The organism is Collinsella sp. AF15-51 (genome assembly GCF_003462845.1).
Lineage (GTDB): Bacteria > Actinomycetota > Coriobacteriia > Coriobacteriales > Coriobacteriaceae > Collinsella.
Genome location: NZ_QRYG01000002.1, coordinates 36,028 through 50,812, shown reverse-complemented (window position 1 = coordinate 50,812; position 14,785 = coordinate 36,028). Strand labels below are relative to the sequence as shown.

12 protein-coding genes are annotated in these 14,785 nt (G+C 61.5%); 10 read left to right on the top strand and 2 right to left on the bottom strand.

Annotated elements, in window-relative coordinates; genetic code table 11:
* Nucleotides 1-899 precede the first annotated feature (899 nt).
* From DWW51_RS01410 to gatB, 4 genes are all read left to right on the top strand, one after another.
* Entirely contained in the window at nucleotides 900-1,817 is a 918-nt protein-coding gene (locus DWW51_RS01410) for a class C sortase (RefSeq protein ID WP_197032127.1), read from the top strand.
* Nucleotides 1,818-2,162: 345 nt separating this feature from the next.
* Entirely contained in the window at nucleotides 2,163-2,474 is a 312-nt protein-coding gene (gene gatC / locus DWW51_RS01405) for an Asp-tRNA(Asn)/Glu-tRNA(Gln) amidotransferase subunit GatC (RefSeq protein ID WP_055287082.1), read from the top strand.
* Nucleotides 2,474-3,988 (top strand): Asp-tRNA(Asn)/Glu-tRNA(Gln) amidotransferase subunit GatA, encoded by a 1,515-nt coding sequence (gene gatA / locus DWW51_RS01400; RefSeq protein WP_117773128.1) that lies wholly within the window; start codon nucleotides 2,474-2,476, stop codon nucleotides 3,986-3,988. Before gatC ends, gatA begins: the two co-directional genes overlap by 1 nt.
* Nucleotides 3,988-5,664 carry an Asp-tRNA(Asn)/Glu-tRNA(Gln) amidotransferase subunit GatB gene (gatB, locus tag DWW51_RS01395; protein ID WP_117773126.1) on the top strand — a complete coding sequence of 559 codons (1,677 nt, stop codon included), beginning with the start codon at nucleotides 3,988-3,990 and terminating at the stop codon, nucleotides 5,662-5,664. Before gatA ends, gatB begins: the two co-directional genes overlap by 1 nt.
* 353 nt (nucleotides 5,665-6,017) lie before the next feature.
* Here the strand turns inward: gatB and DWW51_RS01390 are convergent, their stop codons facing one another.
* Nucleotides 6,018-7,022, bottom strand: coding sequence for a helix-turn-helix transcriptional regulator (locus DWW51_RS01390; RefSeq protein ID WP_117773124.1), 1,005 nt, complete (start codon nucleotides 7,020-7,022; stop codon nucleotides 6,018-6,020).
* A 114-nt stretch (nucleotides 7,023-7,136) separates the two neighbouring features.
* Here DWW51_RS01390 and DWW51_RS01385 point away from each other — a divergent pair, with 114 nt between their 5' ends.
* The 6 genes from DWW51_RS01385 (at nucleotide 7,137) to DWW51_RS01365 (ending at nucleotide 14,257) form a co-directional block, all read left to right on the top strand.
* The gene (locus tag DWW51_RS01385; RefSeq protein ID WP_197032126.1) at nucleotides 7,137-8,960 is read left to right on the top strand and encodes an ABC transporter ATP-binding protein; all 1,824 of its coding nucleotides are present in this window, start codon (nucleotides 7,137-7,139) and stop codon (nucleotides 8,958-8,960) included.
* Nucleotides 8,961-10,718: an ABC transporter ATP-binding protein gene (locus DWW51_RS01380; RefSeq protein ID WP_117773122.1), complete on the top strand. Its 1,758-nt coding sequence runs from the start codon at nucleotides 8,961-8,963 to the stop codon at nucleotides 10,716-10,718.
* Nucleotides 10,719-10,913: 195 nt separating this feature from the next.
* Nucleotides 10,914-11,159 (top strand): DUF6110 family protein, encoded by a 246-nt coding sequence (locus tag DWW51_RS01375; protein ID WP_055250999.1) that lies wholly within the window; start codon nucleotides 10,914-10,916, stop codon nucleotides 11,157-11,159.
* Between the two features lie 78 nt (nucleotides 11,160-11,237).
* The gene (locus DWW51_RS01370) at nucleotides 11,238-13,253 is read left to right on the top strand and encodes a heavy metal translocating P-type ATPase (protein ID WP_231501537.1); all 2,016 of its coding nucleotides are present in this window, start codon (nucleotides 11,238-11,240) and stop codon (nucleotides 13,251-13,253) included.
* Nucleotides 13,254-13,391: 138 nt separating this feature from the next.
* The gene (locus tag DWW51_RS10260; RefSeq protein WP_197032125.1) at nucleotides 13,392-13,745 is read left to right on the top strand and encodes a hypothetical protein; all 354 of its coding nucleotides are present in this window, start codon (nucleotides 13,392-13,394) and stop codon (nucleotides 13,743-13,745) included.
* Nucleotides 13,742-14,257 carry a PIN domain-containing protein gene (locus DWW51_RS01365; RefSeq protein WP_197032124.1) on the top strand — a complete coding sequence of 172 codons (516 nt, stop codon included), beginning with the start codon at nucleotides 13,742-13,744 and terminating at the stop codon, nucleotides 14,255-14,257. The genes DWW51_RS10260 and DWW51_RS01365 overlap by 4 nt, the downstream gene beginning before the upstream one ends.
* A 58-nt stretch (nucleotides 14,258-14,315) precedes the next feature.
* On the opposite strand, the gene DWW51_RS01360 is transcribed toward DWW51_RS01365, so the two are convergent.
* Nucleotides 14,316-14,750, bottom strand: a complete 435-nt coding sequence (locus tag DWW51_RS01360; protein WP_117773116.1) for a hypothetical protein — start codon at nucleotides 14,748-14,750, stop codon at nucleotides 14,316-14,318.
* Nucleotides 14,751-14,785 lie beyond the last annotated feature (35 nt).

Genomic DNA, 14,785 nt, shown 5'->3' with positions numbered 1-14,785 from the left:
CCAGCCTCCATCGTCCGATGCGGGCACGTTCGTCATCGCGTTTCTTGACTCGTATGAGGTTCGGTTTAAGGTCCGTAGGCGCACGCGCGGTGCGGACGGTAGAAGGCATTTGCGCCGCAACAAGCGCAAATAAGAATGCCCGGGGGTCGGATCCCGGGCATTTAACAAAACCAGAAAACTAGGCCGCCCGCGCTCTCGTACACTTACGCGGGGTGCGTCGTTTCCTGTGGCTATTGTATTCTGAATCGCCCCGCCGATTCGGGACATTTTGAAAACGCAAACACGTCGGGCAAACCCGGACAATGCGGCCAGGCTCCGCCGGGCGAGGAGCCGTGTGTGTAACTATCGAACAAATGTTTGTCAAAATAGCGTTTACCAGCTGTGAGCGCATGCGCTCGCAGTAAAATGGCCTTGCGACGCATCCCGTGCGCGGGCGGCCGACGACTCGATCGGAGGTCCCCAATTGCTGAAATTCCTTAACGTGCTCGCCGCCCTCGCTGCGGTGGGCTCGTTCGTCATCGCGTTTCTTGACTCGTATGAAGTTCGGTTTAAGGTCCGTAGGCGCACGCGCGGTGCGGACGGTGGACGGCATTTGCGCCGCAACAAGCGCAAATAAGAATGCCCGGGGTTAGAGGCCCGGGCATTTAACAAAACCAGAAAACTAGGCCGCCCGCGCTCCCAAACATTTACGCGGGGTGCGTCGTTTTCTATTGACATTGTATCCCGAATCGCCCCGCCGATTCGGGATATTTTGAAAACGCAAATGCAGACCCATGCTCGCGCCGCGCAGTGCTGTTTAGCTGCGTTGTCCGGCGCATGAGCTCGCGAATCGGCTATTACTTGTTTAGACAACCTGAGCTGTAGAGGAGTGACCGGCGATGGTGCAGGGCGCCAAACATATGAAGAGCAATAACGCTGCGGCCAACGGCGGCTCAAACCCTCAGCCCAAACCTCAACCAAAGCCCAAGCGCCGTCGCAAGCGACTGCCGCGCTGGGCCGACCGGCTCATCACCATCGTCATCATCCTAATTGGCGTGGGCCTTATGACCTGGCCGTGGATTTTGGACCGGCTCGAGGCCTCGGGCGTGTTCAACCAGATCAGCACGGTGTCCAGCACCGTGGACGCGCTGTCTGCCGAGGAGCGCGAGCGCATCCTGCTCCAGGCGCGCTCCTTTAACGAGCAGCTGGCGGGCGAGGCCACCGAGCTTCCCGCCGACCAGATTGAGCCCTACGCCCAGCAGCTCATCTTTGATCGCGACCCCATGATGAGCTGGGTCGAGATTCCCTCCATCGACGTGAGCATGCCCATCTACCACGGCACGAGCGAGGAAGTCCTTATGGCGGGCGTCGGCCACCTGGAGGGCACGAGCCTGCCGGTGGGCGGTACCTCGACGCATTGCGTGCTCACCGCGCACTCGGGCATGCGCAACCTGAGCATGTTCGACGACATCCACTCGCTGGAGCCCGGCGACCTGGTGCTGCTGCACACCATGAACAAGACGCTCGCCTACAAGATGGTGGACTCCGAGGTGGTGCTGCCCGAGGAGATGGAGTCGCTGACCATCGAGCCCGGTGCCGACAAGGTGACGCTCGTTACCTGCACGCCCTACGGCGTGAACGACCATCGCCTGCTGGTGCATTGCGTGCGCACCAAGTACAACAAGAAGGACGTCGACAAGCAAAAATCACTGGCCGGCCGCCACTGGGGCAAGCGCGAGTTTGCCGTGCTCATCGTGGTCGTAGCCATTGTGCTGTTGCTGTTGGACATCGTGATTCACGCGGTCCGCAAGCGCCGAAAGGCCAAGGCCTCGGCATAAGACATCGTTCGGAACCACCACAAAGGGGACAGGCACCTTTGTGGTGGTCGGGGCTTCCAAACCATCACAACATCCGATAAAAATCTCGATTTTGGCGAAAAGTGTCGAATGTTGTGATGGTTTTCGTTGTGGGCGGGACGGTTTTCGTTGCGGTCGGGATGGTTTTCGTTGCGGGCGAGACGGTTTTCGCTATGGACGGTGCGGTTTCGCTGCAGAACCGCCAGCCCGCCGCCTGCCAACCGCCGCTCTCGTTACGTTTTCGCTGCATTTAGGTAAAGCGCCTGCTCCAAGTGGCGTTGCCTTGTATACTAGAGCGGTTTATCTGTTATGCGGAAGGGAGCGCCTATGGCACTCAGCGAGAAAGACGTGCGCGGCATCGCCGAGTACGCAAAGATCGCACTGACCGATGACGAGCTCACCCAGATGACGTCTTACCTGAACGACGCCGTCCAGATGCTCGAGCCCGTCTTGCAATATGACTTGCCCGACGTGGAGCCCACGTTCCATCCCATCGGAAGTCTGTCCAACGTGATGGGCGATGACCTGCGCGAGCCCGAGCGCGACCTGCCGCTCGATGTTGCGCTCGAAAACGCTGGCAGCGCGCGCGACCGCTACTTCCGCGTGCCGTCCATTTTGGGAGAGGGGGAGAGCGAGTAATGGCGCTAAGCTTCGATTCCCTTACCGCCGCCCAGATCGCCGCGGGCGTTGCCGCCGGCGACTTTACCGCTACCGAGGTGGCCCAGGCCTCCCTTGCCGCCATCGAGGCGCGCGAGGGCGGGGTCCAGGCATTCCTGCAGGTGGCGCCCGAGCTTGCGCTCGAGGCCGCTGCGCGCGTGGATGCCGACCGTGCCGCAGGCAAGCCGTTGCCCCCGCTCGCGGGCGTGCCGCTGGCCATTAAGGACAACATGAACCTCGTGGGCACGCGCACCACCTGCGCCTCCCGCATGCTCGGGGACTACCAGAGCGTCTACACCGCCACCTGCGTCCAGCGCATGCTCGATGCCGGCTGCCTGCCCATGGGCAAGGCCAACATGGACGAGTTTGCCTTTGGCAGCTCCACCGAGAGCTCGGCGTTCCACCGCACCAACAACCCCTGGGATACCGAGCGCGTGCCCGGCGGCTCCTCGGGCGGCTCCGCTGCAGCCGTCGCCGCGGGCGAGGTCGCGCTCTCGCTGGGCTCGGACACCGGCGGCTCCATTCGCCAGCCGGCGTCGCTGTGCGGCGTGGTGGGCTTTAAGCCCACGTATGGCGCCGTGAGCCGTTACGGCGTGGTGGCCTTTGGCTCGTCGCTCGACCAGGTGGGCCCCTTTGGCCGCACGGTCGAGGATGTCGCGCTGGCCATGAACGCGCTCACCGGCGCGGGCTACGATCCGTACGACTGCACCAGCCAGGATTGCGCCGTCGACTTTACCGAGCATCTCAACGACAGCATCGAGGGCAAGCGCGTGGGCATCATTCCTGCGTTTATGGAGGCCGAAGGTCTGACGCCCGAGGTCAAGGCCGCTGTTCAGCGCGCCGCTCAGGAGCTGCAGAACCAGGGTGCCGAGCTCGTGGAGGTCGACCTGCCGCACCTGGACGCCGCCATCGCCGCCTACTACGTCATCGGCCCGGCCGAGGCGTTCTCCAACCTGGCCCGCTTCGACGGCATTCGCTACGGCTACCAGGAGGAGGGCTGCGCCAACCTGTCCGACCAGAGCTCGCTTTCGCGCGCCCACGGCTTTGGCGCCGAGGCCAAGCGCCGTCAGATGCTCGGCGCCTACCTGCTGAGCTCGGGCGTGTACGACAAGTACTACTACGCCGCGCAAAAGGCCCGCACGCTCATCACGCAGGACTACGACGCCGCGTATGCCAAGGTGGACACCATCCTCATGCCCGCCTCGCCGCGCACGGCCTTTAAGTTTGGCGAGATCAGCGACCCCACGCAGATGTACCTCTCCGATCTGTACACCATCTCGCTCAACATTTGTGGCAACGGCGGTATCTCGGTGCCGCTGGGCCTGGGCGAGGATACCCAGCTGCCCGTTTCTGCTCAGCTGGTGGGTCCGGCCTTTAAGGACCGTCAGCTGCTCACGTTTGCCCGCGCCCTGGAGCGCGGCTTTGCCGATGCCGCCACGGGAGCGCCCGCGCTTTCCGTCGCGCCCGATTTTGCCGGGAAGGGAGGCGAGCTGTAATGAAGGAGCTTTCCGAGGTCCTGCAGGATTGGGAGGCCGTGATCGGCCTGGAGATCCATACCGAGCTCACCGCACTCGATACCAAGATGTTCTGCAACTGCAAGCTCAGCCACGATGACGAGCCCAACGCCAACGTGTGCCCGGTGTGCCTGGGCCTGCCCGGCGCCCTGCCGGTGCCCAACAAGCGCGCCATCGAGAGCATCGTCAAGGCCGGTCTTGCCACCAACTGCGAGATCCAGCGCCACTCGATGTTCTACCGCAAGCACTACTTTTATCCTGACATGGCCAAGAACTTCCAGACCACGCAGGGTCCGGTCGCCTTTGCCATGTACGGTCACCTGGACCTGGACGTGACCGGTCGCGGTGCCGCCGAGCGCCCCGACTGCGCGTTTGGCGAGGCCGAGGCTCGGAGCCTGGCGAGCGCCTCGGCCAACGCCGAGGGCCTGTCCACGTCCATGACGTCGACCATGCGCGAGGGCAACCAGCGTGCCGGCCATCTGGCCAGCTACGACGCGTCCAACCTGCAGATGCCCGAGCGTCGCGAGGACGGTTCCTACACGGTGCCCATCCGCATCCTGCGCATCCACATGGAGGAGGACGCCGCCAAGATGGTCCACGTGGGCGGTGCCGAGGGCCGCATTACCGCCGCCGCCGAGTCGCTCGTCGACTACAACCGCTGCGGCACGCCTTTGATTGAGCTCGTGACTGAGCCCGATCTGCGCACGCCCGAGGAGGCTCGCCTGTTTATGGAGAAGCTCCGTCGCATCTTTGTGACGTTGGGCATTTCGGACTGCTCCATGGAGAAGGGTTCCATGCGCTGCGACGGCAACGTGTCGCTGCGCCGCCGCGGCGAGACCAAGCTGGGTACCAAGACCGAGCTCAAGAACCTCAACTCGTTTAAGAGCCTGCACGATGGCCTTGCCTACGAGATCTGCCGCCAGGCCGAGGTGCTCGAGGAGGGCGGCATCATCTATCAGGAGACCCGCCACTGGGAGCCCAGCCGCAAGCGCACCGTGGTCATGCGTGTGAAGGAAACGGCAGACGACTATCGTCTGTTCCCCGATCCCGACCTGGCGCCGTTCGATTTGGACGACGAGTTTATCGACCGCTGCCGAGGCGAGATCCCCGAGCTGCCCGATGCCAAGCGCGCCCGTTTTGAGACCGACTTTGGTATTAAGGCGGCCGATGCCGAGCAGATCGCGGGCGACCCCGAGTTTGCCGAGTTCTTTGAGGCGGCTGCTGCCGGTATGGCTGGCAAGGAGGCCCAGACGGTTGCAAACTTGCTGGTGAACGAGATGATCGCCTACCTTAAGGGCGCGGGCGTGTCGCTCGCCGAGTCCGGCATTGCGCCGGCTCAGGTGGCCGCTCTTGCCAAGTTGCTCGCGACCGATGCCATCAGCTCCAACCAGGCGCACGAGGTCTTTGAGGCCATGGCCCAGACCGGCGACGACCCCAACAAGATTGTCGACGAGCGCGGTATGCGTCAGGTGAGCGATGCCGGCGCGCTGCAGCCGATCGTGGACGAGGTGCTGGCAAACTGCGCCGATCAGGCGCAGCAGTATCGTGACGGCAACCAGAAGGTCATCGGCTTTTTGGTGGGCCAGTGCATGAAGGCGAGCCGCGGCAAGGGCAACCCGAAGCTCTTCAACGAGTTGCTGAGAACGTCGCTCTCGTAGCTGCGAGGCCGGGGAAGCCCCGAGTCGCCGGGGTGTTTGCTCCAAATTTCAAACAGTCCTATGCAAGACGAAGGCCACATTTAGTGGCCTTCTTTGCATGCGGAACTCATTTGGAGCAAACACCCCGGCGACTCGGGGCTTCCCCGGCCAGACGACTCGGCCGTTCGGGTCAGGCGGGCTGGATGGAATAGAGTGAATGGGCGTGCCGTCGGCACGCCCATTGTTTTGAAGGGAACTCATTGAGAGGCAAGGCCCTGCGCCCGGCCCCTCGGTTCCGTGACGACTCGGCCGTTCGGGTCAGGCGGGGCTGAATGAAATTTGGTGAATGAGGGCGCTGATGGCGTCCTCATTCTTTATATATGTTGGGAGCGCCAGGTGGTGGGGGTGGTGCCGGTGTGTTGCTTGAAGGCTTGGGCGAAGGCGGCCTGCTGAGGGTAGCCTAGACGCTCTGCCACCTGCGCTATCGTGAGCGCGCTATCGGCCAAAAGGTCCTGTGCTCGCTCCATACGGCGTCTGCGAATGTAGGCGCCCAGGGACTCGCCAGTTTGGGCCTTAAAGGTGGCGCATAGCTTGGAGCGGCTTGTGTAGAGCCTCTCGGCCACCTCGTTGATACCCACATGTTTGCCCTTGTTGAGCGAGTGTTCTACAAGGCTCGTCGCTTCCTCGGCAATGGTCACGCTGGCACGTGTGTCTGCCGCCTGCCGCGCCTGCTTGTGGGCCGCGCGCGAACAGGCGAGCTCCGCGACCATGGTCTCCACGATGCCTTGCATATAGACGTGTCCGCCTACGGTGCGGGCGCGGTCCTCGTTAATCCGGTGCAGTGTGTGGCAGATGGCGGACGTCGCTTCCTCGTGCCATGGCTCGGCAAACGCCTCAAAGACCCCTGCGAACTCGGTGGGATAGCGGTGCTCCAGTTCGTCAAAATATCCAGGCAAAAAGAGCACCGAGCGCGAGTGATAGAGCCGCCCTGCAAACAGTGGGCTTAACTCCTCGCCACAGTTATCTTGGATAAAGCTGCACACGGCATTGTTTGGCCACGGTCCATGCAGGGGTTTAAGGTTCGCAGGCGTTATGCCGGCTTCGGGCATGCACATGAGCGTGGGCGCGCTGACCTCGCTCACGCACGCGTACGGTTCGGGTGTGTATTCGGCCAGGTACATATCGTGCATCGGGGTAATGAAATGCTCCATAACGATGCAGGCGGGGGAGAGAGGCATGATCCATGCGCGTCCGTGCGCCCGATCGTTTGCCACCTCGCCGGTAAAGACGGCGCCCTTGCCGGTAAGCTCCAGGCCAAACTGCTCAAACTGCGGTGCGTAGAGCTCGGTTATGTCGGTCGCTGCCCGCCGTATTTGCAAAAGCGTCCCTTTCCTTTGCAGAAACGTCCACGCATGGCTCGATTGTGAGCCATGGCTAACACATCAATGATAAGTTCATTACGGTTAACTCTCAAGCCGTTAGAAAGGAATCTTATGGCAAAGGGGTCAAAAAGGGAAGGCGGCGGTATCGGCGAGCTGCTTGCATATGCCGGCGACCGCAAATTCCTAACGTATTTGGGCATGGCTCTCTCGGCGCTCTCGCAGCTGCTGAGCTTTGGCCCGTTCGTGTGCATTTGGCTTGTCGCGCGCGATCTGATCGCCGTGGCACCTAACTGGAGCGAAGCCTGCGGCATCGCGACGTATGGCTGGTGGGCCGTGGGGTTTGCGCTGGCAAGCATCGTGGTCTATTTCGTGGGGCTCATGTGCACGCACCTGTCTGCGTTTCGCTGCGCGTCCAATATTCGCAAGACTACGAGCGAGCACCTGCTTAAGCTGCCGCTTGGCTACTTTGACACACACGCCACCGGTGAGCTGCGCCGTATCGTAGACGGATGCGCCGCCTCCACCGAGACCCTGCTCGCGCACATGCTACCCGATATCGCCGGCGCCACCGCCATGGTCGCAGGTCTGCTCGTGCTGCTTTTCGCCCTCGATTGGCGCTTGGGCGCGGCATGCCTTATCTCGGTCGCCGTTTCGCTTGGCGCCATGGCCACCATGATGAGCGGCAAGGGCGCCGAGTTCATGAAGGCCTACATGGGCGCGCTGGTCAAGATGAACAAGACCGGTACCGAATACGTACGCGGCATTCCCGTGGTCAAGGTGTTTCAGCAGACGGTCTATTCCTTTAAGGCGTTCCACGACGCGATCGCCGAATACGCCGACATGGCACAAAGCTATGCGGGCACGTTTTGCCGAGGTCCGCAGGTACTCAACCTTACCGCGCTCAATGGTCTTGTGACATTCCTGTTGCCCGTGGCGTTGCTGTTGGCGCCGGGCGAGAAGGACTTCGCGCATTTTATGGCCAACTTCACGTTTTACGCGATATTTTCGGCCGTGGTGCCGACGGCCATGACCAAGCTCATGTTTGTGGGCGAGGCCTCTCAGATGAGTGCCGATTCGCTGGCTCGCATCCGAAGCATCATGGATTCCAAGCGGCTCTCCGTGCCCGCGCAACCCAAGCACCCTGCCGGCGGCGACGTGCGATTTGAGGACGTGAGCTTTACGTACGAGGGTGCCGAAGCACCTGCCGTTAGCCATGTGAGCTTTAACGTTTCCGCGGGTAGCACCCTCGCCCTGGTGGGTCCCTCGGGCGGCGGTAAGTCAACCTGCGCCAGCCTGATCCCGCGTTTTTGGGATGTTTCTTCGGGTCGAGTGCTCGTAGGCGGTGTGGACGTTCGCGACATGGACCCGCACGAGCTTATGGACCAGGTTGCCTTCGTGTTCCAGACCAACCAGCTGTTCCGGCAAACACTTGCCGATAACGTGCGTGCCTCCAAGCCCACGGCCACTGACGACGAAGTGCGTGCGGCCCTCTCCGCAGCTCAGTGCGACGACATTGTGGCCAAGCTTCCACAGGGCATCAATACCATGCTCGGTGCCGGCGGAGCATATCTTTCGGGCGGCGAGGTGCAGCGCGTGGCACTCGCCCGCGCGATCCTTAAAGACGCGCCTATCGTGGTGCTCGATGAGGCCACAGCGTTTGCGGATCCCGAGAACGAGGCGCTCATCCAGCGTGCCTTTAGCAAACTGGCGGCGGGTCGCACAGTCATTATGATCGCGCACCGGCTTTCGACCGTGGTGGGGGCCGACAAGATCGTGGTGCTCAACCAAGGTAGCGTGCAGGAGGCCGGCACCCATGCCGAGCTACTGTCCCAAAACGGTCTATACGCCAAGATGTGGGCCGAATACGAACAGGCCGCGAGCTGGAAGATCACTGCTGCCGCGGATGCCGCCGTCACGAAGGGAGGCGAGGCCTAAATGTTCGCCTCATTCCAAAAGAAGTATTTCCTATCCGATAAAGGCGTCGCCGGCGTAAAACGCGGCATTTTCTGGACCGCGCTCACCAATCTCATTACCATGGCCGGCATGGGCTTATTGTTCCTGGTCATGGCCGGTTTTGTCGAACATCTCGCCACCGGTGCCGACCTGCCGGATGCCCTGCCGATTGTGGGCGGCCTCCTGGTCTTTTTCGTGTTGCTCTTTGCCTCTAACTGGCAGCAGTATTACTACACCTACTGCATCTTTTACGAGGAGTGCGGCAAGCAGCGTATGGAGATTGCCGAGCGCTTACGCAAGCTGCCGCTGTCGTTTTTTGGCCGTCGTGATCTGGCCGATTTAACCGAGACCATTATGGGCGACGTCCAGGCCATGGAGCACGCCTACAGCCACGTGCTGGGAGAGCTTTGGGGTGCCATCATCGCAAGCGCCATTGTGTTCGTGGCGTCGCTGTTCTTTTGCTGGCAGCTGGCGATCGCGGCGTTTTGGAGCGTGCCCGTGGCCTTTGCCGTGCTGTATCTGACACGCGGCCCCATGACCCCGGTGTTCGACCATGTGCGTGCCGAGAAGGTCAAGGTTACCGAGGCGATCCAGGAGACGCTCGACTGCGTGCGCGAGATCCGCGCCACCAACCAGGAGGCTCATTATCTTGAGGGGCTCAACGCCGTGATCGATGCCGAGGAGCGCGAGACCACCAAGGGCGAGCTCGCCAATGGGCTTTTGGTTAACTCCGCCTTTGCTATCCTGCGTCTGGGCATTGCCACCACGTTGGTCACGGGCGCCGCGATGGTCGCCTCCGGCCAGGTCAACTTTTTGATGATGTTTGCCTTCCTGCTTATGGTGAGCCGCATCTATGCGCCCTTTGATCAGGCGCTGATGCTGATGTCCGAGCTGTTTGCCGCCGAGTCGTCTGCCAAGCGCATGCGTTCCATCATGGAAGAGCCTGTGGCGCGGGGTAGCGAGCAGTTTGAGCCCGTGGGCCACGATGTGGTGTTCGATCATGTGGCATTTGGCTATGGTGCGGGCGAGGACGGCCGCGCCGGCGAGAAAGTTCTTACCGATGTGAGCTTTACCGCCAAGGAAGGCGAAGTTACAGCGCTGGTCGGTCCTTCGGGTTCCGGTAAGTCCACGGTGAGCCGCCTTGCCGCGCGCTTTTGGGATGCCACCGCGGGCAAGGTTACCGTGGGCGGTGTGGATGTTGCGAGCGTCGATCCCGAGGTGCTGCTGCGCGACTACGCCATTGTGTTCCAAGACGTGCTGCTCTTTGACGACACGGTGATGGGAAACATCCGTCTTGGTCGTCGCGATGCCACCGATGAGGAAGTGCTTGCTGCCGCGCGTGCCGCCAACTGCGACGAGTTTGTGAGCCGCATGCCGCAGGGCTATGACACCATGATCGGCGAGAACGGCTCCAAGCTGTCCGGCGGCGAGCGCCAGCGCATCTCCATCGCCCGTGCGCTGCTCAAAGATGCGCCGATCGTGCTGTTGGACGAGGCGACGGCGAGCTTGGATGTGGAGAACGAGACCGTGGTTCAGCAGGCGCTCTCCCGTCTGCTCGCAGGTAAGACGGTTATCGTTATTGCCCACCGTATGCGTACGGTGGAAAATGCCGACAAAATCGTTGTACTCAAGGATGGTGTGGTTGCCGAGCAGGGCACTCCGGCGCAGCTCAAGGCGGCAGGTGGAGAATTCGCCCGCATGGTGGCGCTGCAAAAGGAAGCAGCTACCTGGCAGTTGTAAGAAGGGGCAAAGGGACAGTCCCTTTGTCACATTGACAATCGGTTACTCCGCATCGTTAATTTTCAAAAGGTTAGCCATGGCTGACCTAGATAGTTAGATAAAATTGAGATATTTCAAAAGCGTGCTCGAGCAAACTTGTTTACTCGGGTGCTGAGGCACCATGCCGCGTCCAATGCGGCAAAAGGGAGAAGCAACATGAAGAAGTCGACGTTTAACACCCTGCTTGTCGGTGGCGGTTTTCTGCTCGGTACGGCCGGCATCAAGCTGCTTACCAGCGCTCCGGTAAAGAATGCTTGCGTGCAGGGTATCGCGTGCGGCATGCGCATCAAGAACGGCTACCAGGACATGGTCGAGCAGGCCAAGGCTAATGTCGACGACATGGTTGCCGAGGCTGCTTACATCACCCAGAGCGAGGCCGCTGCTGACGAGGCAGCCGAGTAACGCTCCCAGGCACAAACTATGAGATTCTCGATTATTAGCGAGATCCCCGGCAGGACCCGTCTTCAATTGGCGGGTCCTGTGCCAGAGAGCGATCTCGATGCACTTCTTAAGCTTGGCGGCGACATCGACGGCGTGCACAAGGTGCGCGTATATGGCCGTATTGGCCAGATGGCGCTCGAATACGACGAGCCACGTCGCGCGAGCGTGCTCGACGCCTTGGGCGCACTCGATGCTCAAGCTATCGCCGATGCCAAGTCGGGCTATGTGATGCAGCTTGAGCCGCGCAAGCACAAACTCGTTATGGACCTGGCGACACTCGTCGGCGCCCACTACGCGCGCCGCTGGTTCTTGCCGACGCCTCTGCGTGCGGTGTTTGTCGTGGCCGGTTACATGGCATTTTTGCGCGCTGCCCTTCATGAGCTGGCGCAGCCGCGCCTGACCGTTCCCGTGCTCGACGCTTCGGCCATCGGCATTTCGTTCGTCAAGCGTGATGTCGACACCGCGGGCCAGACAATGTTCCTGCTCAACGTGGGCGAGCTGCTCGAGGACTACACCCGCGCCATGAGCGAAAACGAGCTCATCAACTCGCTGCTCGATGTACCCGACAAGGCGCAAAAGGTCGTCGGCGATACCGAGGTAAGCGTTGCTGCGACCGAGCTCGAGCCCGGCGATCTGGTCGCCGTGCGCACTGGCATGTCCATTTGCATCGACGGTGTCGTCGAGCAGGGGAGCGCTATGGTCAACCAGGCGACCCTGACCGGCGAGCCGCTGGCCGTTGAGCGCAGCGTGGGCGACGACGTGTTCGCCGGTACCGTCGTGGAAGACGGCAGCATCTTGGTGCGCGTGCGCGCCAACACGGCGCAGACCAAACTGCGCTCGATCGTCTCGCTCGTGCAGACGGCCGACTCGCTCAAATCCGAGGGCCAGTCGCATATGGAGGACCTCGCCAATAAGATCGTCCCGTGGAACTTCCTGCTCGCGGGCCTGGTTGCGCTCACCACGCGCAGCCTTATCAAGACCTCGGCGGCGCTGATGGTCGACTACTCGTGCGCACTCAAGCTCACGGGTTCCGTCGCCGTCATGACCGCCATGAGCGATGCCGCCAAGATGGGCGTCATGGTCAAGGGCGCGAAGTACTTTGAGTCGTTTGCCAAGGCTGACACCATCGTGTTTGATAAGACCGGCACGCTTACCGAGGCGCAGCCGCGCCTGGCTTGCGTGCTGACGACAGATGGCTGGAGCAAGGACGAGGTCCTGCGTCTTTCCGCTTGCTTGGAGGAGCATTTCCCGCATCCGGTGGCGCGTGCCGTGGTCAACGCCGCCCTCGAGCGCGGGCTCGAGCACCGCGAGCGCCATGCCGCGGTCGAGTACATCGTGGCGCACGGCATCGCTTCGTCCATCGAGGGGCGTCGCGCCATTATCGGTTCGGCGCACTTTGTATTTGAGGACGAGGGTGCGCAGCTCGAGTCCGACATCAAGGAGCAAATCGAGCTCCAGATGCAAGGCCTGTCGCCGCTGTATCTGGCGGTCGACGGCAAGGTCGTCGGCGTGCTCGGCATCGAGGATCCGCTCAAGCCCGGCGTCCGTGAGGCCATCGCCGACCTACATGCGCTGGGCGTCAAGCATGTCGTTATGCTCACGGGCGATTCGGAGCGCACGGCCGAGCGCATTGCGCGCGAGGCGGGTGTCGACGAGTTTAAGGCCGAGCTGCTGCCCGAGGACAAGTACGCCTATGTGGAGCGCATTAAGGGTGAGGGGCGCCACGTTGCCATGGTGGGCGACGGCGTCAACGATTCGCCGGCACTCGGTTTGGCCGACGTGGGGCTGGCAATGGGTGGCGGAAGCGACATCGCCAAGGAGGTCGCCGATATCATCCTGACCGACACGGATCTGGCCGCGATCGTGCGTTTGCGCCGCATGAGCCAGGGCCTCATTGATCGTCTGACGAGCTCCTACTCTAAGGTGATGCTCACCAACTCGGCGCTGTTGGCATTGGGTATTACCGGCGCGATTACCCCGCAGACGTCGTCACTGCTGCACAACGGCTCGACGATTGCCTACAGCCTGAGCAACGCGAAGGCTTACCTGCGTTAGCGCTTTTGCTTGAGTTAATGGCCTGCATTCGGACGGTGTTGCAGCCGCCAGAATGCAGGCCTTTTGCGTTTGACCGTGTGCTAGCAGCAATATATAGTTGTGCTAGCTAAGATAGCAGGAGTCGAAGGTGAGGTTGAGATGGGTGCTGTTAGCGGCATGGCGCAGGTGAACGTTCGCGTAGATCGCTCGGTTAAAGAGCGCGCCGAGGAAGCGCTGCAGCTTTCGGGCAGGTCACTGCCCGAGCTCATCAAAAAGGTGGTGGCCAAGGTCGCGCAGGGCGGTGGTTCGTGCGAGGAAGTGCTTGCGGCCGTCGACGACCGGCGGCAATCCGTCGCGCCCGATACTCCGTTCGCCGCATCATGGGCAGCGGCAGACCGGCTTTATGCAGATTTGGGCATCGCTACGTCGCCCGTATCCGACGATCGCGATTGGGACACAATCTATTCCGAAGCCATGGACGAGCGCTATCGCCAAAAGGAGATGATCCTGTGAGCGGGGCTCCCCTCAAAATAATGGTGGACGCCAACGTATGGGTTGATTCGTTTTGCGTCGACCATGCCGAGTCGCTTGCCGCGCGTGCGTTTATTGGGCAGGCGGCGGAGGCAGGGGCATTGATGTTCTTTCCGGTGCATATCGCCAAGGACGTGCTGTACGTTGTCCAACACGAGCTGAAGCGTAGCGTTCTTGCCAGTGGGGGAGCGCTCGACGAGGCATCTGCCCGTGCAATTGGCGATGCGGCGCTGGCGTTTGTTCGGAACATGACCGAAAACGCCACGGCCGTGGGTGCAGATGCGTCGGACCTTTGGCTGGCCGACAAATACTTAGCGCTCCATCGCGATTACGAGGACAACTTGGTACTCGCCGCATGCAAACGCGCGCAGGTCGATTACTTGGTGACCAACGATCGCAAGCTGCTCGAACATGCCGATCTTGCAGCAAAGACCCCGCGCCAAATGATGCCGATTCTTGCTTTGGCCGAACGCGGCGGCGCGGCTATCGGTTGACGCAAACTGTTTGCGGGCCTCTTGGACGACGATGCGCCAAGGGACCCGCGTCTGCTATTTACAAAAGCTCGGCCTTAATGGCGGGACTTTCTGCGAGCTGCTCGACTGCCTTTTCGTCGGAGCTGTCGAGTGCTGCCAGACTGCGGTAGACCCACTCGTTGACCTGGGTGTTCTTGACGCCTGCGGTCTGCATAAGGGCGCCTACCTCGCGGATTGCTGCGAGCAGATCGGCTTTGGGACCCGCGAGCTCGAGCTCGATACCGTGGTAGGCGGCCACGCCGCGGTTCTCACTCACGTGGTCGATAAAGCCCTCGACGGTCTCAAGCTGCTGGGCGAGAGCTGCATCATCGTCAACGTCCAGCGCGACGAGTGCGTTCGATACCGTGAGGGCGGGATGTCCGCAGGGGACAAAGCCCTCGATGACATCCATAGCTTCGGTAATGGTTGAGCCCAGGCCTGCGAGGGCATCGACGAGTTGCTGCTTGGTATCCATAACGGTCCTTTCGACGGGTCAATTTTGCTTGGCGA